Origin of the sequence: Arthrobacter humicola (assembly GCF_022803015.1) — a bacterium.
In the GTDB taxonomy this organism is placed as follows: Bacteria; Actinomycetota; Actinomycetes; order Actinomycetales; family Micrococcaceae; genus Arthrobacter; species Arthrobacter humicola_A.
Genome location: NZ_JAFKON010000003.1, coordinates 378,561 through 398,248, shown reverse-complemented (window position 1 = coordinate 398,248; position 19,688 = coordinate 378,561). Strand labels below are relative to the sequence as shown.

Sequence of the window (19,688 nt, the reverse complement as noted above, 5' to 3'; positions counted from 1 at the left end):
TCCGGGGCCAGGGGCTTACGAGGGCGCGACCCAGGACTGGCCGGGAGCGAGGACGACTGCCGTGCAGCCGGGAGCCTGTTCCGCCACGGCAGTGGCGAACCGGTGGCCGGGCCGCTCGAGCCAGCTCCGGGCAAAGTAGGTGACGAACGGAGGGTGCAGCGTCCCCCAGTGCACCGGCAGGGCGAACCGTGCGCCGCTCATCGCGACAGCCCGGGCGGCGGTTTCCGGAGTCAGGTGTCCCGCCGAGAGCCTCGGCCCCCACCCCCAGACCGGCACCAGGGCGACATCGATCGGCCCTCCAGCCATGGCGGGGAGCGCGGCCATCTCCGGGAACAAGCCCGTGTCACCCGCGATCCACACGATGCCCGATTGGCCGCGGACGAGTTGGCCATTGGCGTCGTTGGGTCGGTGCGGCATTGGCCGGCTGTGATGCTCGGCCGGCACCTGGCGGATCTGGACGCCGCTGCCGACTGGGGTCCAGCCGTCGCCCAAGGAAACTGTGTGCGCCAGCTTTCGGCGACGCAGCCAGGCCACGTTCGCCGGCGCGCTCATCAGCGGTGCCCCGCGCAGCATGCGCAGGGAGCGCAACTCGGCGTGGTCGTGGTGCAGGTGGGAGAGGAGCACCGCGTCCGGTCGGTCCCACGAGACCGGGTCCGGACGCGGTGCCAGGCGTCGGAGCAACCCGGCATGGGAACGGAGCAGCGGATCGGTCAGGATCCGAACCCCGTCGAGATCCAGAACCACCGTGGAGTGACCAAGCCAGGTGATTCTCATGTCGGGCGTGCCCGTTTTCGTGTCAGGCCAAGGCCTTTGCCTTGAGGGAATCAAACTCGGTCTGGTTGATGGCTCCGGAATCAAGCAGCGCCCTGGCATCGGCGATCTGGCCGGCCGGGCTGGCCGTCGAGCCTGCGGCCTGCTTGATGTACTCCTGCTGGGCAGCCTGCTGCTGGGCCAGCATCTTCATCTGACGATCGGTCATGCTCCGGCCCCGGGCGATCAGGTAGATGAGGGCGCCGAGCCAGGGAACGAAGATCAGCAGGATAACCCAGCCGGCCTTGGCCCAGCCGCTGAGCTCGTGGTCGCTGAACAAGTCCATCAGGCAGCGGAACCACACCATCAGCGCAGCGATCCAGATGAAGAACCAGAAACTCCAGAGCAGAACGTCCCAGAAGCTATTCGTGTCCATCGATACTCCTCGAATCGTGTCCGCCGCAGCCTGACCTTGCGCTTAGCGCATGAAACCGTCCGGGCCGGCGGAACATCTTGAGGTCCTAATGCAGACCTTATTGGTCAGCCTGCCCGCACCTGAGGCGCAACGCATCGCCCGTGAAGGATGAGGTCTTGCAAAAGAGTCCCCGGATCCGGAAGGTCAGGGGCTCGCTGGAGCGGAACTAGAAGGAGTGTTCCGGGCCGGGGAACTGGCCTGAGCGCACGTCGTCGCCGTAGGCTTTTGCGGCGTCACTGAGCGACGTGCGGAGGTCGGCGTACTGTTTGACGAATTTCGCCATCTTTCCGCCGCGCAAACCGGCCATGTCCTGCCACACTAGAACCTGTCCGGTGGTGGCGCTCCCGGCCCCGATGCCGACCGTGGGGACGTCGACGGCGGCATCCACGGCGGCTGCCGTGGCGGCCGGGACCATTTCCATGAGCACGCTGAACGCGCCGGCGTCGGCCAGCGCGACGGCGTCGTCGATCAACCGCTGGGCGTCATCTCCGCGGCCCTGGACGCGGTAGCCGCCGAGGGAGTGTTCGCTCTGCGGGGTGAAACCGATGTGCGCCATGACGGGGATGCCGGCCTGGACCATGGCGCGGACGGTTTCGGCGTAGAACTTTCCGCCTTCGATCTTGACGGCGTGGGCCAGGCCCTCTTTCAGGAACCGGACTCCGGTGGCAACAGCCTGCTGGGTGGAGACCTCGTAGCTGCCGAACGGCAGGTCAGCGATCACCAGGGCCCGCCGTGCGGAGCGGGCGACGGCCCGGCACAGCGGAAGGAGCTCGTCCACCGTCACGGGAAGGCTGGTTTCGTTGCCGAAGACGTTGTTGGAGGCCGAATCGCCGACCAGGAGCACCTCGATGCCTGCCTGGTCAAAGATTTCTGCGGTGTACTGGTCATACGCAGTGAGCATGGCGAAGCGTTCACCGTTCACCTTGGCCGCCTGGAGATGATGCGTACGGATCCTGGCCGCCGGTTTCCGGGCCGCCTCCGCAGTCCCGCCGGTGCCGCCGTCGGCGGTCCCGCCTGTGCCACTGGCCGACGTGCCCGAAGAGGCGGCCGCTGAAGCCGCTGCCGGGCCGCTGCCGTAGGGGGCCGCAAGTTCTGCGGGCGTGCTGGAATCGGAGCTGTTACTTGAGGCCATGCCACGAGCGTAGTGCGAGACGAAGTGCCGCAGCTACCGCGGGTTGCCCCCGCCCGGCGTGAATCACGTCACACGGGCGGCCTGCGTGGCGGCACAATAGCCCCTCCCGCCGCGAATTCGTCCGGCTTTGTGTTAACGGTGTGTTACGCGGGGGTCCGGCTTCAGCAATCGGTGGCAATGCTTAGTAAAGTGAACCGTGAGCAGCCGCGGGGCCCATGAATGCCGGGCCTGGGGCGGATGGAAGAACCGGAAAGAGGCCAGTATGGACCGCCAGCAAGAGTTTGTCCTGCGGACGATCGAAGAGCGCGACGTGCGGTTTGTGCGCCTGTGGTTCACCGACGTCGTGGGATCGCTCAAGTCCGTAGCCCTGGCCCCGGCCGAGGTGGAAGGCGCCTTCGAGGAAGGACTCGGATTCGACGGTTCCTCGATCGAGGGCCTGGCCCGCGTCTTCGAATCCGACATGCTGGCCCAGCCGGATCCGGCCACGTTCCAGATCCTGCCCTGGCGCGGCGAGACCGAGGCCACATCGCGGATGTTCTGCGACATCCTGACCCCCGACGGCGAACCTTCCGCCGCGGACCCGCGCAACGTCCTCAAGCGCACCCTGGCCAAGGCCGCGGACATGGGCTTCACCTGCTACACCCACCCCGAGATCGAGTTCTATCTGCTCAAGTCCCAGGAGCCGGGCCCGGACGGATCACCGATCCCCGTGGACGAGGGCGGCTACTTCGACCACGTCCCGGGCGGCGTTGCCCAGGACTTCCGCCGGACCGCCGTGACCATGCTCGAATCGGTGGGCATCTCGGTGGAATTCAGCCACCACGAGGCGGGCCCGGGCCAGAACGAAATCGACCTGCGCTACGCCGACGCCCTGCAGACCGCGGATAACATCATGACGTTCCGCACGGTCATCAAGGAAGTCGCGCTGCAGCAGGGCACCTATGCCACCTTCATGCCCAAGCCCTTCACCGCCCACCCGGGTTCGGGCATGCACACCCACTTTTCCCTCTTCGAAGGGGACACCAACGCCTTCTACGAGGCCGGTTCCGAGTTCCAGCTTTCCGAGACGGCGCGCCAGTTCATCGCCGGCATCCTCAAGCACGCCCCCGAATTCACGGCCGTGACCAACCAGTTCGTCAACTCCTACAAGCGGCTCTGGGGCGGGGGAGAGGCGCCGAGCTACCTGAGCTGGGGCCACAACAACCGCTCCGCCCTGGTCCGCGTCCCGCTGTACAAGCCCGGCAAGGGCCAGTCCGCGCGGATCGAATACCGTGGCATCGACTCCGCCGCCAACCCCTACCTGGCCTACGCCGTGCTGCTCGGTGCCGGCCTCAAGGGCATCGAGGAGGGCTACCAGCTCCCCGCGGCGGCCGAGGACGACATCTGGTCGCTGAGCTCGGCGGAACGCCGCGCCATGGGACACGACCCGCTGCCGGCCAGCCTGCACGACGCCATCCGGACCATGGAGGATTCCGAGCTCATGCCGCAGATCCTCGGCGAGCAGGTGTTCGAGCACTTCCTGCGCAACAAGCGTGCAGAATGGCAGGACTACCGCCTCCAGGTGACGCCCTACGAACTGCAGCGCAATCTCGGCATTCTGTAGGATGCCCCGATGAGCCTGGCACGACGCCTCATTGCCGCCGGCTTCAGCGATCTCGACAAGGGCGAGCGGTTCCTGGCGGCCCGGGAACTGGAGGGACTCGACCAGGATGCCCTCTTTGCGGGGCTGCAGCTGGCGGCCAACCCGGACACGGCCCTGCAGTCCCTGGTCCGGCTGATCGAGAAGCACCCGGAGCTGCGCAAGCTTGCCGTCGCGGACCCGGAAAGCAGCGAACCGCTGTACCGGGTCCTGGGCGCCTCCGAGGCGCTGGGCGAGTTCCTCATCCGCCACCCCGAACACCTCGATGCCTTCGACGTGCGGGTCAGTCCGGAACCGATGCCCGCGGACGCCGTGGCCCTGCGGACGCGGCTGCTGCAGTCGGTGCGGGCCGATCCCAAGTCTGCCCGGCCGGTGGCGGCCCTCAGCGGTCAGGAAGCCTACGCGGCCCTGCGCACCGCCTACCGGCGCGGGCTCGTGGAGCTCGCCATCAAGGACCTGTGCGCGGCCGATCCGCTGGACTTCATGCCGGCCGCGGGTGCGGAACTGGCGGATCTCGCCGGCGCTGCGCTCGAGGCGGCCCTCGCCGTGTCCCGGGCCGAGGCGGCGGAGAAGTTCGACGCCGCGGAGGTGGCCGACGTCGGCCTCGCCGTGATCGGCATGGGCAAGTGCGGTGCCCGCGAACTGAACTACATTTCCGACGTCGACGTCATCTACGTGATCGAGTCCGGCGCGCTGGAAGAGACCCGGGCCACGACCATCGGCACCGTCCTCGCCTCCGGGATCTCGCGCGCGATCATGTCCACGAGCCGCGAACCCGGGCTGTGGGAAGTCGATGCGAACCTCCGGCCCGAGGGCAACTCGGGGCCGCTGGTCCGGACCCTCGCCTCGCACGAGAGCTATTACGCGCGCTGGGCCGAGAGCTGGGAATTCCAGGCCCTCCTGAAGGCCCGGACCATCGCCGGCGACACCGTCCTGGGGGCCCGCTACGAGGCAGCCCTGACGCCCCTGATCTGGTCTTCGGCCGGCCGGGAGGGCTTTGTCGAATCCGTCCGCGCCATGCGCCGCCGCGTCACCGAGCACATTCCAGCCGATGAGGAACAGCGGCAGATCAAGCTGGGCCGCGGCGGGCTGCGCGACGTCGAATTCACCGTCCAGCTGCTGCAGCTCGTGCACGGCAAGTCGGATGAATCCTTGCGCTGCCGGGACACCACCTCGGCCATCGCCGCGCTCTCCGCCGGCGGGTATATCGGCCGCTCGGACGCCGCGGAGTTCGACCGCGACTACCGCTACCTGCGGCTGCTCGAACACCGGATCCAGCTGTTCCAGCTGCGCCGGACGCACCTTATGCCGGTGAACGAAGCGTCATTGCGCTCCCTCGCGAAGGCGGTGCTGGGACCTTTCTCCGCCGAGCGGCCCAAGCCGGACGCCCTGGTCGCCGCATGGCGAAAAACCAAGCGCTCCGTGCGGGAACTCCACGAACGAATCTTCTACCGCCCCCTGCTCAATACCGTCGCCACCCTGAGCAGCGAAGAGGCACGCCTGACCCCGGAAGCCGCCCAGGGCCGCCTCGCCGCCCTCGGTTACCTCGATCCCCCCGGCGCCATGCGGCACATCGAGGCCCTCACCGCCGGCGTGAGCCGGCGCGCCGCACTCCAGCGCCAGCTCCTGCCCATCCTGCTGGACTGGCTCGCCGACGGCGTGGACCCCGACGCCGGGCTGCTCGCCTTCCGGCGCGTCAGCGAGGCCCTCGGCACAACCCACTGGTACCTGGGCATGCTCCGGGATTCGACGGCCGCGGCCGAGCGGCTCTGCCACGTGCTCGCCAACTCCCGGCTGATCGCGGACCTGCTGGAGGTTTCGCCCGAATCAGTGGCGTGGCTGGGCACGGACAAGGAACTGGTGCCGCTGAGCTTCGAATCCCAATGGCTCGAAATCACCTCGAAGATGTCCCGGCACGCGGACCCGGAGAGCGCCATGCGGCTGATCCGGCTGATCCGGCGCCGGGAAATCCTCCGGGTCGCCATCGCGGACAGCGCCGGGCTGCTGGAGCAGGACCAGGTGGGGGAAGCCCTCGCCGACACGGACCGGGCCGCCGTGCTGGGGGCCCTCCGCGTGGCGGAGACGATCATCACCGCCGGGGAACCGCTGAAGACCCACGTGCTGGTCGTTGCGATGGGCCGTCAGGGCGGCCGGGAGATCGGCTACGGCTCGGACGCCGACGTCATGTATGTCCACCGCGGACTCCCCGGCGTGCCGGAAGAGGAGGCACAGGCTCAGGCCCTGCAGATCGTGGGCAAGCTCTCCAGCCTGCTGACCCAGCCGCTCAAACCGGCGATCCTGGCCGAGCGGGTACTCGCGGTGGACGCGGACCTGCGCCCCGAGGGCAAGAGCGGGCCCATGGTGCGGTCCCTGGAGTCCTATGCCGAGTACTACCGCCGGTGGTCCCTGGTCTGGGAGGCCCAGGCCTTGCTGCGGGCTCGCCCCATGGCCGGCGACGACGCCCTGGCCGAGGATTTCGTGGCGCTGATCGACACCATCCGGTACCCGGAGTCTTTGTCCGACCAGGACGTCCGGGAGGTGCGGCGGGTCAAGGCCAGGGTCGAGGCGGAGCGCCTGCCGCGCGGCGCCGATCCTGCCCGTCACCTGAAGCTTGGCCGGGGCGGGCTGAGTGACGTCGAGTGGCTGGCCCAGCTGCTCCAGCTCCGGCACGCCGGCCGGCACCCGGAGCTGCGGACCACGTCCACGGTGGACGCGCTCGAGGCGGCCGCGGCCCTGGACCTGATGGACGCGGGGGACACCGTTATCCTCCTGCGGGCCTGGCGGCTGGCGAGCCGGATCCGTTCGGCCAACGTCATCTGGACCGGCCGGCCCTCGGACCTGCTGCCCTCCTCCCGCCGCGACCTTGAGGCGGTAGCCCGCTGGTGCGGCTACGGACAAGGCAATGCCGCGGCGCTGGAGGAGGACTACCTGCGGTTGAGCCGGCGCGCCCGGGCGGTCTTCGAGCGGGTCTTCTACGGCCAATAGGGCCCGACGACGGCCTGCCGGCTGCTGACAGGGCCTACTGACACATGCTGCGGGCGGTGCTACCTTGGGCCAATGGCCAGGCAACTTTTTGTGAACCTTCCCGTCCGGAATCTGGATAAGACCGTTGAATTCTTCACGGCGCTGGGATTTTCCTTCAACCCCGACTTCACCGATGAGAACGCCACCTGCATGATCGTCAACGATGGCGCGTACGTGATGCTGCTCGTCGAGTCCTATTTCAAGACCTTCACTTCGAAGTCCGTCGCCGCTACGGCCGGCACCGCCGAGGTCATCATGTCCTTCTCGCTGGAGAGCCGCGAAGCCGTGGACGAGGTCATCCGTACCGCCCTGACCTCCGGGGGCACGGCATCGGAGGAGGCCCAGGACTACGGCTTCATGTACACGCACAGCTTCCAGGACCCGGACGGGCACCTCTGGGAAGTCTTCTGGATGGATCCGGCCGGACCGCCCAAGGACGCTGCGCTGTAGCCCCTTTCCTGGAGGCGGCGGGCGCCGCCGGCGCGGGTACGCTGTCTACATGTCTGGACATGTATGGCTGCTGCCTTTGAAGAATCTCGACGACGACGCCCGGGCCATCAAGCTTGGGGAGATCGCGCTGCTGGAGCTCGGCGCAGGGCAGCAGAAGTTCGTGGGGGACCCGCTGCGGATGATGCTGATCGGGCTCGAGGAAGAGTCCCGGCACCCGTTCGCCGTGGATGAGAACGGGGCCGCCGTGGGAGTCCTGACGCTCCAGGCTGGGGCGGCGACCCTCGCGGGCTGGCCAGAGGACCACACGGCCTGGCTTTTGCGGGGCTTCCTGATCGACCGGCGGCAGCAGGGCAAGGGCCTCGGCACCCTCGCCGCGGAGGCCGCTGTGCGGGAGGCCGCCAAACTGACGGCGGACCTCGGCAGCGGCCAGGCCGGCGTCGTACTCTCCGTCAACGAACTGAACCCCGGCGGCCAAGCCGCATACCGCAAGGCCGGATTCGAGGACCGCGGCCGCTACGAAGGCGGCGACGCCGGCCCGCAGCGCATCATGTACCGGGCATTCTGACCGAAAGCGCATCTTGACTGGGACGGTGTGTGCCTCAGTATTGAACCACGATCAGCCGCTGGAAAGGTGCATGATGGGTCACTCGCAGATGCAGGTAGAACCGGTCATCCAGGAGCTCCACATCCCCGCCGGGCTGGCAGGACCGGTTGAGTTGACCATGGACGTACGTTGTTTCCTTGTGCCGCACACCGGGGGATTGCTGTTGATCGATACGGGCCTCAAGGGCAGCGCGGATGCGATTGCGGCGGCCTTGGACCGTGTCGGGGCAGCATGGAGTGACATCACCGACGTCGTCCTCACCCATTGGCATCCGGACCACGTCGGCGGCCTCGGCGAAGTCGTGGAACGGAGCCCGTTGGCAGCGATCTGGACGGGCGCTGCGGACGTTTCCCAGATTCCTTCCGCGGTGCCGCTGCGCCCGCTCGTGGAACGTGACAGGATCCGCGATATTCAGATCGTGCAGACGCCTGGCCACACGGCAGGACACATCAGCTTGCTGCATGACGACGGACTGCTGTTCGTAGGGGACGCTGTGGGGACAGCCGGAGGTGTGATGCGACGGGCGCCGGAGCAGTTTACAGCGGACTCTGCGCGGGCCGAAGAGTCGCTTCTGAGACTGAGCTTGCTGGAGCCGGACAGGATGCTCTTTTCCCACGGACCGGAGATCCCCGATCCCGTAGGGGAATTACGCCGGCTTCTCGCCGTCAACGAGGGTTGACGCCTCTCCCTGCGTCAACTAACGTTGACGCAGGAGGTGCTTCATGCAGACATTGATAGGTTCCTTGGACGGCAAAGGGCCGGCCGAGGCGCTCTACGCCGTGGCGGAACTCCACAAAGAACTGGCACGCACGGAAAGCGAAGTGGTGCTGCGTGCCCGGCAGGCCGGACTGTCATGGGAGGCCATTGCAGTGTGCCTTGGCGTCAGCAAGCAGGCCGTGCACAAGAAGTACGGAAAGCGCTGAGGTGCTGGAAAGCGCTGAACCAGAAGGCCGGTCACGGGATGATCCCGTGACCGGCCTTTTAATACTGGAATTGTTGCGGACGAACAGTGTCGGGCCGCTTTATCTAACTAGACGCCGTAGTAGAGCTCGAACTCGTACGGGTTCGGGCGCAGCGAAAGCGGACGGATCTCGTTCTCGTACTTGTACTCGATCCAGGTGTCGATCAGGTCCTGGGTGAAGACGCCGCCGGCCTGCAGGAACTCGTTGTCCTCGGCCAGTGCATCCAGGGCCTCCTCGAGGGTGCCCGGAGCCTTGGGGATGTCCTTGGCTTCTTCGGCCGGGAGCTCGTAGAGGTCCTTGTCGATCGGAGCCGGGGGTTCGATCCGGTTACGGATGCCGTCGATGCCGGCCATCAGCTGGGCAGCGAACGCCAGGTACGGGTTGGAGGAGGGGTCCGGAGCGCGGAACTCGATGCGCTTGGCCTTCGGGTTGGAGCCCGTAATCGGGATACGGATACCGGCGGAGCGGTTGCCCTGCGAGTAAACCATGTTGACCGGGGCTTCGAAACCCTTGACCAGGCGGCGGTAGGAGTTCACCGTCGGGTTGGTGAAGGCCAGGACAGCGGAGGAGTGCTTCAGCAGGCCACCGATGTACCAGCGGGCGGTGTCGGACAGGCCGGCGTAGCCCTTCTCGTCGTAGAACAGCGGCTCGCCGCCGGTCCACAGCGACTGGTGGCAGTGCATGCCCGAGCCGTTGTCACCGAAGACCGGCTTCGGCATGAAGGTCACGGACTTGCCCCAGGCATCGGCGGTGTTCTTGATGACGTACTTGAACTTCTGCAGGTCATCAGCCGCGTGGGTCAGGGTGGTGAACTTGTAGTTGATTTCAGCCTGGCCGGCGGAGCCGACTTCGTGGTGGCTGCGCTCGACCTCAAGGCCGGCCTCGTCCAGGGCAACACACATGGCGTCGCGCAGGTCGGCCTGCTTGTCGGTGGGGGAGACCGGGAAGTATCCGCCCTTGACCGGAGTCTTGTAGCCGAGGTTTCCGCCCTCTTCCTCACGGCCCGAGTTCCAGTGTGCTTCCTCGGAGTCGATCTTGTAGAAGCTGCCCTGCGGGGAGGACTGGTACTGGACGTTGTCGAAGACGAAGAACTCGGCCTCGGGAGCGAAGAACGCGGTGTCGGCAATGCCGGTCGAAGCCAGGTAGGCCTCCGCCTTCTCGGCCACGCCGCGGGGATCGCGGTGGTACGGGTCACCGGTACGCGGGTTCACGATCGAGAAGTTCAGCGCAAGGGTCTTCTCCATGCGGAACGTGTCGATGAACGCCGTCGTGACGTCCGGGATGAGCTGCATGTCAGACTCGGCGATGCCCTGGAAGCCGCGGATCGAAGATCCGTCGAAAAGCTGGCCGTTGACGAAGAAGTCGGCGTCAACGCTCTTGGCAGGCACGTTGAAGTGCTGCTGAACGCCCGGGAGATCGGTGAAGCGGATATCGACGAATTTGATGTCTTCGTCCTTGATGAACTTGAGGACTTCGTCCGCAGTCTTGAACATCTATGCTCCTTACGCATATGAAAGATCTGGCCGTCAGGCACATTTGTCCAGCGCAGTCCAACGGCGGAGAAGGCAAAAAAGCTTCCCCGCTTCGCAGTCGCTAGCAACTGTTACCACCCTAAGGACAAGGGATTTCCCCGCAGTGTCCGCCTTGTTTCGGGGAGGTTACAGAATGTCCTGACACGTAAACGCTAGTCGCCAGTCCACACTGTGGCCTATCTGGTCCACAATGTGACACCCTACCGCCCGCACTGTGGACAGGCCAGAGCCGATAAGCTTGGAGGGTGGTTGATCGCAAAGACATCGGTTCATGGCTCACCGGGCCGGACACATCCGGCATCTCCAGGTACCCGGGGGAGCGGCTCGGGCTGCCCGAGTCCGGGGCAGGATCGGTCGCCCGTGCCGGCCGGCGCATCCTGGCGATCTGCATTGACTGGGGCATCGCGCTGTTGATCAGCAATTTCGCCTTCGGCGGCGACTCCTGGGCCACGCTCGCCGTGTTTGCCATCGAGCAGATCCTGCTGATCGGCACCCTCGGCTACGGCATCGGCCACCGGATCGTGGGGATTCACGTGGTCCGGCTGGGCGGCGGCCCGGCGGGTCCGCTCGCGGCCCTGGTGCGCACCCTGCTGCTGTGCCTCGTCATCCCCGCCGTCATCTTCGACCCGGACCAGCGCGGCCTCCACGACAAGGCGATGAATACGGTGCTCGTCCGGACGTAGCAATCCACGGCCGGATGCACGACGGCGGTGCCAGGCAACGGGGCGCGGCGGGCCTTCGTCCGTTTGCCACGAATGGCCGCTAACTTCCCCGGCATTGCGGCCATGTGCGTCAGATGGGCGCAGCGATGGTGCCGGGGCGCACAGAAACCCGAGGTCCTGGGCGGAGCTAGACTCCCGCGGTCTCCTGGGCCGGCGTCGGCGCAGCCTCTCCGGACCGTTCCGTCAGGTATCCGTGGCGGCCGGCCCAGCGCTCAAACCACACCGTCGCGAAGGGGAAAACGGCGGAGAGCCCGGCGAGCAAGGCAACCCGGAACGGCCAGCGCAGCATTGCCCACAGGCTCAGTGCCGCAATCGCGTAGCCGATGAAGAACGCCCCGTGGATCGGACCGGCAATCTCCACGCCGAGTTCCGTCGTCCGGGTGATCCATTTGAGCACCATGCCGAGCAACAGAGCGGCCCAGCTGAACGCTTCGGCGATCGCCAGTCCCCGGAAAATGCGGATCATCGTGGCGGTCGAGGGAAGTTTCATGCGTATCTCCTAAGTTCTTGCGTCCGTTTTCGTGGCGTCCGGTGTTGCTCTATCCGGTACCTTGCGTCCGTTGTCCCGGGTCCGGTGACCCGGCGCCGGGCGGCCCGACGTCGGGCAGTATAAGAAACGCCCCGGCTGGCGGCCTGAGGTGGCCGTGAACCGGGGCGAATCTGTACTGCGGGCAATTCCGTCATGCGGTGCGGTACTGCCGCCCGCCTAGCGTCCGCGGGTGGGACGGGCCTTGTAGGGATCGATGCCCTTCGGGATGGGCAGGCGGCCGCCAAGCGAGGAAATGCGCTTCGACACGGCGCTGACCTCAGTCTTGGTCAGTTCGCCCTTGAGCTTGTTCATCTTCCGGGCGATCTGGCTGAGCGGCACCTGGCCCTCGCCGCGGCCGCTTTCGATCACGTGGATGGTGACGTTGGGCAGGATGCGCGCAAGGCGCTTGCGCTCGGCATCGACCAGCGGCTTGACCCGGTTGCTGGGTCCTTCGCTGACGAGCACGACGCCGGGACGGCCGATGGCGCGGAAGACGGCATCCTGCGTGCGCGGGTTCACAGCGACGGGCTGGTCCTCGGTGATCCAGCCGCGCTTGAGCGTGCCCAGTGCGGCACCCGAGGCGCCGGGCTGGTTCTCGATCTGCGCGAACGCGGCGCGCTCGGCACGGCGGGACAGGATCAGCGTGGCCGCAAGGGCACCCAGGGCGATGCCGATGATCAGACCGGTGATCCAGTTGTCGAGCAGGAAGCCGACCAGCAGGCTGAGCGCAACAACACCCAGGAACGCCAGCAACATGAGCCAGGGAACCATGGGATCGTGGCGGCGGGTCATCTGGAAGACCTCGCCGATCTGCTTCAGCCGGCTCGGCTTCTTGGCCTTTGCTTCCTTGGGCTTACGGGAGAAAAGACCGCGCTTCGGAGCTTCGGAAGCCGGGCTGGAGTTGCTGGGATCAGGGGAATTCGCCATAGTTCCTTAATTCTACGTGATGGACGGCCAAGGGCCGGCACCGAAGTCATCCGGTGCCGGCCCTTAAGTGGAAGGGTGTCAGAGCAGGGTTCAGGAATGTGCCGCGAGCAGCGAGCTGGCTTCCTGGCGGGTGCTTCCGGAGCTTTCGATGTGGGCGAGTTCGGCCGGGATTTCCCAGCCTTTCTTGCGCATCGCGGTGGCCCAGAGCCGGCCGGCGCGGTAGGAGGAACGCACCAGGGGCCCGGACATGACGCCCAGGAAGCCGATCTCGTCGGCTTCGTGCTGCAGGTCCACGAATTCCTGCGGCTTGACCCAGCGGTCCACCGGCAGGTGCCGTTCGGAGGGGCGCAGGTACTGGGTGATGGTGATCAGGTCGCAGCCGGCCTCGTGCAGGTCCCGCAGTGCCTCGGAGATTTCCTCGCGGGTCTCGCCCATGCCGAGGATCAGGTTGGACTTGGTCACCATGCCGAGCTTGCGGCCCTGGGTGATGACGTCCAGGGACCGGTCGTAGCGGAACGCCGGGCGGATCCGCTTGAAGATCCGGGGCACGGTCTCGACGTTGTGGGCGAAGACCTCGGGCTTGGAGTCGCAGATCGCCGCGATGTGCTCGGGCTTGCCGGAGAAATCGGGGATCAGCAGTTCGACGCCGGTGCCCGGGTTCAGTTCGTGGATCTTGCGGACCGTCTCGGCGTACAGCCAGACGCCCTCGTCGGCGAGGTCGTCGCGGGCCACACCGGTCACGGTGGCGTAGCGCAGCGCCATGGCCTGAACCGAGCGGGCCACCTTGGTGGGCTCGAACATGTCCACGGGGGAGGGCTTGCCGGTGTCGATCTGGCAGAAGTCGCAGCGCCGGGTGCATTCGGAGCCGCCGATCAGGAAGGTGGCTTCCTTGTCTTCCCAGCACTCGAAGATGTTGGGGCAGCCGGCCTCCTCACACACCGTGTGGAGGCCCTCCTTCTTGACGAGGTTTTTGAGCTGGACGAACTCCGGGCCCATCTGGACCTTGGCCTTGATCCATTCCGGCTTCCGTTCCACCGGTGTGGCCGCGTTTCGCTGCTCAATGCGCAGCATCTTCCGGCCTTCTGGTGCCAGTGTCACAGTAAAGCTCCTTCTGGGGTTGCAACTAGGGCTTGTTCATTCTTGCGCAGTTCTTCGGTGATCCGCGACACGAGGTCCGCCGGGGTGACGTCCCTGCCAAGTTCCTGGGTGATAGTGGTGACTCCGGCGTCGCTGATCCCGCAGGCGATGATCTGACCGTAGGGGGCGAGATCGTTGTTGCAGTTGATCGCGAAGCCGTGCATGGTGACGCCTTCGTTGACGCGGATGCCGATGGCCGCGATCTTGCGGTCCGAACCCTTTTCGTCCTGTTCGATCCAGACGCCCGCGCGGCCCTTGATCCGGACGGCGGCGATGCCGTAGTCCGCCAGGACGGCGATGATGACCGCTTCCAGCCGCTCCACGTAGTCGCGGATGCCAGCCTTGTTCTTCAGTTTGATGATGGGGTAGCCAATGAGCTGGCCGGGGCCGTGCCACGTCAGCTTGCCGCCGCGGTCCACGGCCACAACGGGAGTTCCGTCGAAGGGCCGTTCATGGTCTTCGGTGCGCTTGCCTGCGGTGTAAACCGCGGCGTGTTCGAGCAGCAGTACAGTGCTGGGCGCGGTGCCCGCGAGGACCTTTTCATGCAATTCGCGCTGGATGTCCCATCCGCGCGTGTAATCGACGAAGTCCGGGGCGAGACCCAGCTGTTTGAACTCAAGAGTCATGGCATCAAGCTTAGACCCCGCCGCACCCACCTCCCGTTTGTGTGCTTAAGCTCTCATGCCTGTGGATAACTTCTGCACGATTCCGCGCAATCGACTATTCCTTGGGTATGGAAGATCTCCCGCCGGCCGCCGGTGCGGCCCCCCCGGTTCCCGGTTACGACGTCGGACGCCTCCTGGGGCGCGGCGGCAGCGCCACGGTCTGGCTGGTCACCGAACAGTCAACGGGCCGCGAGTTCGCCCTCAAATGCTTCGATGCCGACCGCGCCGCACCGGAAGAATCCGAGGCCGAGGACGTCATGCGGCGCGAAGTCCGGATCCTCTCCGCTCTGGCACACAGCCACCTGCTTCGCGTGCACGCGGTGGTGCGCCTGCCGGTTCACGACTCTGGCGGCAGCGGCCTCGGGCTTGCGCTGGACTACGCACCCGGCGGCTCGCTTGCGGCGCTCGTGGGAAGCCGGGGACGTCTGGGTCCCGGCGAAACGGTGACGGTCCTGACTCCTATCGCGCAGGCGCTGGCATACCTTCACGGCCAAGGCTTCACCCACGGTGATGTGGCCCCCGGCAACGTGCTTTTCACGGCCGAGGGCAAACCGCTGCTGGCCGATCTCGGCGTCGCGCGCATGATGGCCGACGCCGCTGCGGTCGCGGAAGAGGGCACAGCAGGTTTCCAAGATCCCGCCCCCTCGGACGCTGTGCGGGCCGGGCTGCAGCCCGAACGCGACATTTACTCCCTGGCAGCCTTGGGCTGGTATTGCCTCACCGGACGGGCCCCTGAGCCAGGGGCGCATCGTCCACCGCTGAGCCTTCTAGTCCCGGAGGTGCCGGCAGCGTTGGTGGCCGCCCTCGAAGCGGGGTTGAGCGGTGAGCGCCGGGAGCGTCCCCCGGCGGCGGAGTTTGCCGCTATGGTCTACCGCAGCGCCCGGGCGGAGCCCGTCGATCTGTCGGTCTCCGTGCACCCCACGGTCATCCCCCAACTGCTCACACGCAAGGCCGTGCAGTCCGGCCCGGGCCGGCGCCCAGGCGCTGTCCGGAAAGCCGGACTCCACCGCGGATTCCGAAGGTCCCCCGCGCGGCGGGCGCTGCTTCCCGCTCTCGCCGCTGCAGCCGTGGTGGCCGGCATCTGGTTGCTGGCCGGTGGCGGCCCGGCCCCCGACGCCGTCGCCGGGCTGTTTCCGGGGTTCGGCCCGGGCGAGAGCGTGCCGGTGCAGGCAGGAGTCGCCGCGGGTCAGGAGAGGCCGGCGGCACCGTCGGAGGGTCCGGCGGGCGTCTCGCCGCCCTCCACGGCCGACGGCGGGGCCACCGTAGTCCTTCCCGACCTGGAGGCGCTGCTGGCCTCGCCGGATCCGGCGGAGGCCGTCCGCGGTCTCGCCCGGCTTCGCTCGCTCGCGCTCAGCTCCGGGGACTTCGGCCTGCTCGATGACGTCAACGCCCCGGGGTCGGCAGCCGCCGCTGCCGACGCGCGGATCCGAACGCAGCTCAGCGCCTCCGGCCATGTCCTGGCCGGCTTCTCGACCTCCCTGACCCGGATTGAGGCCACCGCGGACAGCAGCCCCGCCCGGGCCGTGGTGGCCATCACCACCGCGCCGTCCGCGTACCGGGAGCTCGATGGGAACGGCGCCATAGTGGCTGAGGTTCCCGCCGCCTCCGCGCAGCAGCTTCACCTCGTCCTGGTGCCCGTCGATGGGCGTTGGCAGATTCAGGACGTTCTACCCCCGGGGCCCGAAGCGGGCTAGGGTTCCGCCGTCGGGGGACCGGTGGTAGCCTCCCTGCGAGACGGCTGCTTGCGAGTGCCTGACGCCGGAGAGGGACGCCATGTCGACCACGGTTCCGAAGAAGCAGATGACCGTCATCCAAGCAGCGTTCATCGGGGTGGGTTCCATGGTGGGCGCGGGAATCTTCGCGCTGCTGGGCGCAGCCGGCGCCGTCGCCGGCTCGGCCGTGTGGGTGTCCTTTCTCATCGCCGGCGCCATCGCCGGCCTTCAGGGGTACTCGTTTGCCAAGCTCGGCGCCACGTACCCGTCAGGCGGAGGCATGCTCGCCTACCTGGCCCGGGGGTTCGGGGAGGGGCACGTTACCGGGATCGTTTCGTGGTTGTTCTATGTGACCGGCGCGATCGTGGGGCCATGGTGGCGTCGTCCTTCGGGGGGTATGCCAGCGCGGTCCTGACCGGTCGTGACCCAACCTGGGCCAAGGTGTTCGCTGTCGCCCTCATCGTGCTCATGACCTTCCTGAACGCTGTCGGTTCCACGGCGGTGGCCAAAGTCCAGTCGCTGATCGTGAAGGCGGTGCTGGCCATCCTGTCCGTGTTCGCAATTGTCACAATCGCGAACTGGAACCCCGCTCTCCTGGATCCGGCCGGCTACCCGGGCGTTCGCGAGATCATCGCGAGTGTGGCGTTGACGTTTTTCGCCTTCCTCGGGTTCGGCGTCATCACCTTCACCGCGAAGGATCTGCCTGCCCCGTCCCGTCAACTGCCCCGCGCCATGTACCTGGCGCTGGCGATCGCCACGACGGTGTACGTCGCGGTTTCCCTGGGCGTCTTCGGAACCTTGACCGCCGACCAGGTCGTCGCCTACGGCGCCACAGCGCTGGCCGAGGCCGCCAAGCCGACGCTGGGCCAGTTCGGATACGTGCTGATGGTGGTCACCGCCCTGCTCTCCACCGCCGGGGCGGTGAACGCCACCCTCTACCCCTCCGTGGGGATGACCCGGCACCTGGCCTCAGTGGGCCAGTTCCCGCCGGTGTTCGGCCGATCCGTGGGTCGCCGGCAAGTACCGGTCGGACTGCTGGTCATGGCCGGCCTCGCGGCCGTGATGGTGCTGCTGTTCAACCTGAACAGCATTGCCTCCCTCGGAAGTGCGGTGGCACTGCTCATTTTCTCCGCCGTCACCCTGGCCCACTTCAAGGTCTACCGGGAGACCGGCGCCCTGCTTTTCATGCTCATCATCGCCCTGATCGCGACCATGGGCACGTTCCTGGTGTTCTGCACCACCACGCTCGTCAACGAACCCGCAACCGCCGCCGCGCTGGTGGTCATCCTTGCCCTAGCGCTGATCACCGATTTGCTGTGGAAGCGCACCCGAAGCCGCGCAAATTAGCACTCCGGCGATCTGACGTATAGGGGAGTTGGGGACTGTTCCCCGCTAATTCCTAGGTCCATGCTGTAGGCACCGAGCACTTTGTGTGATAAGGGGGCAGTGGGCATGTTCAAGCCGACGACTACTCGCCCCAGGCGGTTTAGCTCCGCCTGGCCCGTGGCGCAGACCACGGGGCACTTGAGGGTGTGGCTCACGTGAGCGAACAGGCAGTGACCCGGCCGAAGGCACCACCGGCCGTGTGGATCTCGTGGGTGGCCCTGGCACTGATGACCACGAGTTCGGTGGCCAGTCTCCGTGCTGCCCCGACCATGGCCGTCTACGGCCTCGCTTCAGTCTTCCTCTACATCGTTCCCGCGATCGTCTTCCTCCTGCCCACGTCCCTCGTGTCAGCTGAACTGGCGTCCGGCTGGAAGGGTGGCGTCTACAACTGGGTATCGTCCGGAATCTCCAAACCCATGGGCTTCCTGGCGGTGTGGTGCCAGTTCGCGATGACGATTTTCTACTATCCGACCCTGCTGGGATTCGTCGCGAGCACCCTCGCCTACGTCTTCAACCCGGCGCTGGCCAGCAGCGGCGTGTGGACGGCCTTGGTGATCGTGGTGTTCTACTGGGCCGGCGTGTATGTCTCATCCCGCGGCACGAAGGGCGTGGCAGGCCTGGCCAGCGGTGGCCTGATCATCGGCACCCTGATCCCGGGTGCCTTGCTCGTCATCCTGGGTGTGGTCTTCCTGGGCCAGGGCAACCCGTCGGCCGCTCCGATGACCGCGGCAAACTTCTTGCCCGAATGGGCCGGGCTGGCCAGCCTGGTGCTGATCGTGAACAACTTCCTGTCCTACAGCGGCATGGAGATGAACGCGGTGCACGTGTCTTCCCTGAAGGACCCGCCCAAGGAATACCCGAAGTCGATGTTCCTGGCCATGGGACTCGTACTGCTGATCTTCATCCTGCCGGCGCTCGCGATCAGCTGGATCGTCCCGGCCGATGAACTCTCCCTCACGGCGGGTGTCATGCAGGCCTTCGACGCGGTGCTGTCGTCCTTTAACCTGCAAGGCCTCACTCCGATCCTCGGCATCATGCTGGTTGCTGCCTCCCTCGGCGGCATGCTGACGTGGCTGGCCGGTCCGTCCAAAGGCCTGCTGCTGATCTCGCGTGAGGAAGGCTACCTCCCGCCGTTCCTGCAAAAGCTGAACAAGAACGGCATCCAGCAGAACCTCCTGGTGGTCCAGGGGCTCGTCACTACCGTGATCGCGCTCGGCTACGCGCTCATCCCGGATGTCTCCAGCGCGTACTGGATTTTCTCGGTAATCACCACACAGGTCTACTTGATCATGTACCTGCTGATGTTCGTGGCCGCGGTCCGGCTCCGCCGTAACGACCCGGACCACCCGCGTGGCTACCGGGCGCCGATGCTGATCGGGCTGTGCGGCGTCGGCTTCGCAGCCTCCCTGGCCGCGCTGCTTGTCGGGTTCGTTCCGCCGTCGCAGTTCGGCGACGGCGATCCGCTCGTTTATTTCCTGATCGTGGGCGGCGGCGCACTGGGGCTCGGGCTGCTCGTGCCGTTCCTCTTCTACAGGTTCCGCAAGCCTTCCTGGAAGCTGCCCGACCAACAGACGCAGACGGAGGTCCCGAAGTCATGAGCACGCATCAGGAGTCCTCGACCAAGCGCAGCCGCTCGATCGTTTACATCGTTGCCATGGTCCTGCTCGTGGTGTTCGCCGTCGTCGCACTGCTGAACTTCAGAACGGCGAGGGAGACCCAGCAATCCCTGGCGAAGGCCGACCAGCTGATCGCTGAGATTGAATCCGCCGGCGGGACGGCACCCTCGCGCGAGCAGATAGCCCGGGTGCTCGGTGACGACGGCGGCGCGGTTTGCGCGAACCCGAACGACGCGCTGAGCCGGGCCACCTTCTTGAGCCAGCTGGCGAACGGGGCAACCGGGCCCGGATACAGGCCGGTGATCGCGAACGCCCGGATCGCCGTCGGCGAGCTCGCGATTATCAAGGTCTATTGCCCGGACCAGCTCGCTGAGTTCCAGGAGTTCATCGACGACCTCAAGACGTCCACCACCGGTGGTGCGTGAG

Annotated in this window: 20 protein-coding genes; 12 read left to right on the top strand and 8 right to left on the bottom strand. The window is 66.7% G+C overall.

Translation table 11 applies throughout. From position 1 onward, the window contains the following. Window positions 1–15: 15 nt before the first annotated feature. From ARTB_RS09245 to panB, 3 genes are all read right to left on the bottom strand, one after another. Window positions 16–774, bottom strand: coding sequence for an MBL fold metallo-hydrolase (locus tag ARTB_RS09245; protein ID WP_028275862.1), 759 nt, complete (start codon window positions 772–774; stop codon window positions 16–18). 22 nt (window positions 775–796) lie between these two features. Next, a complete protein-coding gene (locus ARTB_RS09240) occupies window positions 797–1,186 on the bottom strand; it encodes an SHOCT domain-containing protein (RefSeq protein WP_028275861.1) in 390 nt (129 codons plus the stop codon). Window positions 1,187–1,391: 205 nt separating this feature from the next. Further along, entirely contained in the window at window positions 1,392–2,357 is a 966-nt protein-coding gene (panB, locus tag ARTB_RS09235; protein ID WP_243179484.1) for a 3-methyl-2-oxobutanoate hydroxymethyltransferase, read from the bottom strand. Between the two features lie 262 nt (window positions 2,358–2,619). On the opposite strand from panB, the gene glnA (ARTB_RS09230) reads away from it, so the two are divergent. From glnA (ARTB_RS09230) to ARTB_RS09205, 6 genes are all read left to right on the top strand, one after another. Further along, the gene (gene glnA, locus ARTB_RS09230) at window positions 2,620–3,960 is read left to right on the top strand and encodes a type I glutamate--ammonia ligase (RefSeq protein ID WP_028275859.1); all 1,341 of its coding nucleotides are present in this window, start codon (window positions 2,620–2,622) and stop codon (window positions 3,958–3,960) included. A gap of 9 nt (window positions 3,961–3,969) precedes the next feature. Beyond that, on the top strand, window positions 3,970–6,981 hold the full coding sequence (locus ARTB_RS09225) for a bifunctional [glutamine synthetase] adenylyltransferase/[glutamine synthetase]-adenylyl-L-tyrosine phosphorylase (protein WP_243179481.1): 3,012 nt from the start codon (window positions 3,970–3,972) through the stop codon (window positions 6,979–6,981). 72 nt (window positions 6,982–7,053) lie between these two features. Continuing rightward, window positions 7,054–7,470 carry a VOC family protein gene (locus tag ARTB_RS09220; protein ID WP_026266248.1) on the top strand — a complete coding sequence of 139 codons (417 nt, stop codon included), beginning with the start codon at window positions 7,054–7,056 and terminating at the stop codon, window positions 7,468–7,470. A gap of 49 nt (window positions 7,471–7,519) precedes the next feature. After that, a complete protein-coding gene (locus tag ARTB_RS09215) occupies window positions 7,520–8,035 on the top strand; it encodes a GNAT family N-acetyltransferase (protein ID WP_243179480.1) in 516 nt (171 codons plus the stop codon). 70 nt (window positions 8,036–8,105) lie between these two features. Next, entirely contained in the window at window positions 8,106–8,753 is a 648-nt protein-coding gene (locus tag ARTB_RS09210) for an MBL fold metallo-hydrolase (RefSeq protein WP_243179478.1), read from the top strand. A gap of 43 nt (window positions 8,754–8,796) precedes the next feature. After that, on the top strand, window positions 8,797–8,997 hold the full coding sequence (locus ARTB_RS09205) for an AsnC family protein (RefSeq protein ID WP_243179476.1): 201 nt from the start codon (window positions 8,797–8,799) through the stop codon (window positions 8,995–8,997). Between the two features lie 107 nt (window positions 8,998–9,104). Here the strand turns inward: ARTB_RS09205 and glnA (ARTB_RS09200) are convergent, their stop codons facing one another. Continuing rightward, a complete protein-coding gene (gene glnA, locus ARTB_RS09200) occupies window positions 9,105–10,529 on the bottom strand; it encodes a type I glutamate--ammonia ligase (protein WP_018772378.1) in 1,425 nt (474 codons plus the stop codon). 284 nt (window positions 10,530–10,813) lie between these two features. Here glnA (ARTB_RS09200) and ARTB_RS09195 point away from each other — a divergent pair, with 284 nt between their 5' ends. Next, on the top strand, window positions 10,814–11,251 hold the full coding sequence (locus tag ARTB_RS09195) for an RDD family protein (RefSeq protein WP_243179473.1): 438 nt from the start codon (window positions 10,814–10,816) through the stop codon (window positions 11,249–11,251). A gap of 166 nt (window positions 11,252–11,417) precedes the next feature. Here the strand turns inward: ARTB_RS09195 and ARTB_RS09190 are convergent, their stop codons facing one another. The 4 genes from ARTB_RS09190 to lipB form a co-directional block, all read right to left on the bottom strand. Further along, entirely contained in the window at window positions 11,418–11,780 is a 363-nt protein-coding gene (locus tag ARTB_RS09190; protein WP_243179472.1) for a DUF3817 domain-containing protein, read from the bottom strand. 216 nt (window positions 11,781–11,996) lie between these two features. After that, window positions 11,997–12,746 carry a DUF4191 domain-containing protein gene (locus ARTB_RS09185; RefSeq protein WP_243179470.1) on the bottom strand — a complete coding sequence of 250 codons (750 nt, stop codon included), beginning with the start codon at window positions 12,744–12,746 and terminating at the stop codon, window positions 11,997–11,999. A gap of 90 nt (window positions 12,747–12,836) precedes the next feature. Next, window positions 12,837–13,844 (bottom strand): lipoyl synthase, encoded by a 1,008-nt coding sequence (gene lipA / locus ARTB_RS09180; protein ID WP_243179468.1) that lies wholly within the window; start codon window positions 13,842–13,844, stop codon window positions 12,837–12,839. After that, window positions 13,841–14,509, bottom strand: a complete 669-nt coding sequence (lipB, locus tag ARTB_RS09175) for a lipoyl(octanoyl) transferase LipB (RefSeq protein ID WP_243179457.1) — start codon at window positions 14,507–14,509, stop codon at window positions 13,841–13,843. Before lipB ends, lipA begins: the two co-directional genes overlap by 4 nt. A 107-nt stretch (window positions 14,510–14,616) precedes the next feature. Here lipB and ARTB_RS09170 point away from each other — a divergent pair, with 107 nt between their 5' ends. The 5 genes from ARTB_RS09170 (at window position 14,617) to ARTB_RS09155 (ending at window position 19,687) form a co-directional block, all read left to right on the top strand. Further along, window positions 14,617–16,242 carry a serine/threonine-protein kinase gene (locus ARTB_RS09170; RefSeq protein WP_243179454.1) on the top strand — a complete coding sequence of 542 codons (1,626 nt, stop codon included), beginning with the start codon at window positions 14,617–14,619 and terminating at the stop codon, window positions 16,240–16,242. Window positions 16,243–16,321: 79 nt separating this feature from the next. Then, a complete protein-coding gene (locus ARTB_RS21595; RefSeq protein ID WP_279294099.1) occupies window positions 16,322–16,675 on the top strand; it encodes an amino acid permease in 354 nt (117 codons plus the stop codon). Further along, window positions 16,633–17,607, top strand: a complete 975-nt coding sequence (locus ARTB_RS09165) for an APC family permease (RefSeq protein ID WP_279294098.1) — start codon at window positions 16,633–16,635, stop codon at window positions 17,605–17,607. Before ARTB_RS21595 ends, ARTB_RS09165 begins: the two co-directional genes overlap by 43 nt. A 194-nt stretch (window positions 17,608–17,801) precedes the next feature. Continuing rightward, window positions 17,802–19,244 carry an APC family permease gene (locus ARTB_RS09160; RefSeq protein WP_028276416.1) on the top strand — a complete coding sequence of 481 codons (1,443 nt, stop codon included), beginning with the start codon at window positions 17,802–17,804 and terminating at the stop codon, window positions 19,242–19,244. After that, on the top strand, window positions 19,241–19,687 hold the full coding sequence (locus tag ARTB_RS09155; RefSeq protein ID WP_243179452.1) for a hypothetical protein: 447 nt from the start codon (window positions 19,241–19,243) through the stop codon (window positions 19,685–19,687). Before ARTB_RS09160 ends, ARTB_RS09155 begins: the two co-directional genes overlap by 4 nt. Window position 19,688: the final 1 nt, after the last annotated feature.

What these genes read in the sequence shown, in the direction of transcription:
- ARTB_RS09245 (WP_028275862.1), bottom strand. Translation starts at nt 774, where the DNA reads ATGAGAATCACCTGGCTTGGTCACTCCACGGTGGTTCTGGATCTCGAC.
- ARTB_RS09240 (WP_028275861.1), bottom strand. Translation starts at nt 1,186, where the DNA reads ATGGACACGAATAGCTTCTGGGACGTTCTGCTCTGGAGTTTCTGGTTC.
- panB (WP_243179484.1), bottom strand. Translation starts at nt 2,357, where the DNA reads ATGGCCTCAAGTAACAGCTCCGATTCCAGCACGCCCGCAGAACTTGCG.
- glnA (WP_028275859.1), top strand. Translation starts at nt 2,620, where the DNA reads ATGGACCGCCAGCAAGAGTTTGTCCTGCGGACGATCGAAGAGCGCGAC.
- ARTB_RS09225 (WP_243179481.1), top strand. Translation starts at nt 3,970, where the DNA reads ATGAGCCTGGCACGACGCCTCATTGCCGCCGGCTTCAGCGATCTCGAC.
- ARTB_RS09220 (WP_026266248.1), top strand. Translation starts at nt 7,054, where the DNA reads ATGGCCAGGCAACTTTTTGTGAACCTTCCCGTCCGGAATCTGGATAAG.
- ARTB_RS09215 (WP_243179480.1), top strand. Translation starts at nt 7,520, where the DNA reads ATGTCTGGACATGTATGGCTGCTGCCTTTGAAGAATCTCGACGACGAC.
- ARTB_RS09210 (WP_243179478.1), top strand. Translation starts at nt 8,106, where the DNA reads ATGATGGGTCACTCGCAGATGCAGGTAGAACCGGTCATCCAGGAGCTC.
- ARTB_RS09205 (WP_243179476.1), top strand. Translation starts at nt 8,797, where the DNA reads ATGCAGACATTGATAGGTTCCTTGGACGGCAAAGGGCCGGCCGAGGCG.
- glnA (WP_018772378.1), bottom strand. Translation starts at nt 10,529, where the DNA reads ATGTTCAAGACTGCGGACGAAGTCCTCAAGTTCATCAAGGACGAAGAC.
- ARTB_RS09190 (WP_243179472.1), bottom strand. Translation starts at nt 11,780, where the DNA reads ATGAAACTTCCCTCGACCGCCACGATGATCCGCATTTTCCGGGGACTG.
- ARTB_RS09185 (WP_243179470.1), bottom strand. Translation starts at nt 12,746, where the DNA reads ATGGCGAATTCCCCTGATCCCAGCAACTCCAGCCCGGCTTCCGAAGCT.
- lipB (WP_243179457.1), bottom strand. Translation starts at nt 14,509, where the DNA reads ATGACTCTTGAGTTCAAACAGCTGGGTCTCGCCCCGGACTTCGTCGAT.
- ARTB_RS09170 (WP_243179454.1), top strand. Translation starts at nt 14,617, where the DNA reads ATGGAAGATCTCCCGCCGGCCGCCGGTGCGGCCCCCCCGGTTCCCGGT.
- ARTB_RS21595 (WP_279294099.1), top strand. Translation starts at nt 16,322, where the DNA reads ATGTCGACCACGGTTCCGAAGAAGCAGATGACCGTCATCCAAGCAGCG.
- ARTB_RS09165 (WP_279294098.1), top strand. Translation starts at nt 16,633, where the DNA reads ATGGTGGCGTCGTCCTTCGGGGGGTATGCCAGCGCGGTCCTGACCGGT.
- ARTB_RS09155 (WP_243179452.1), top strand. Translation starts at nt 19,241, where the DNA reads ATGAGCACGCATCAGGAGTCCTCGACCAAGCGCAGCCGCTCGATCGTT.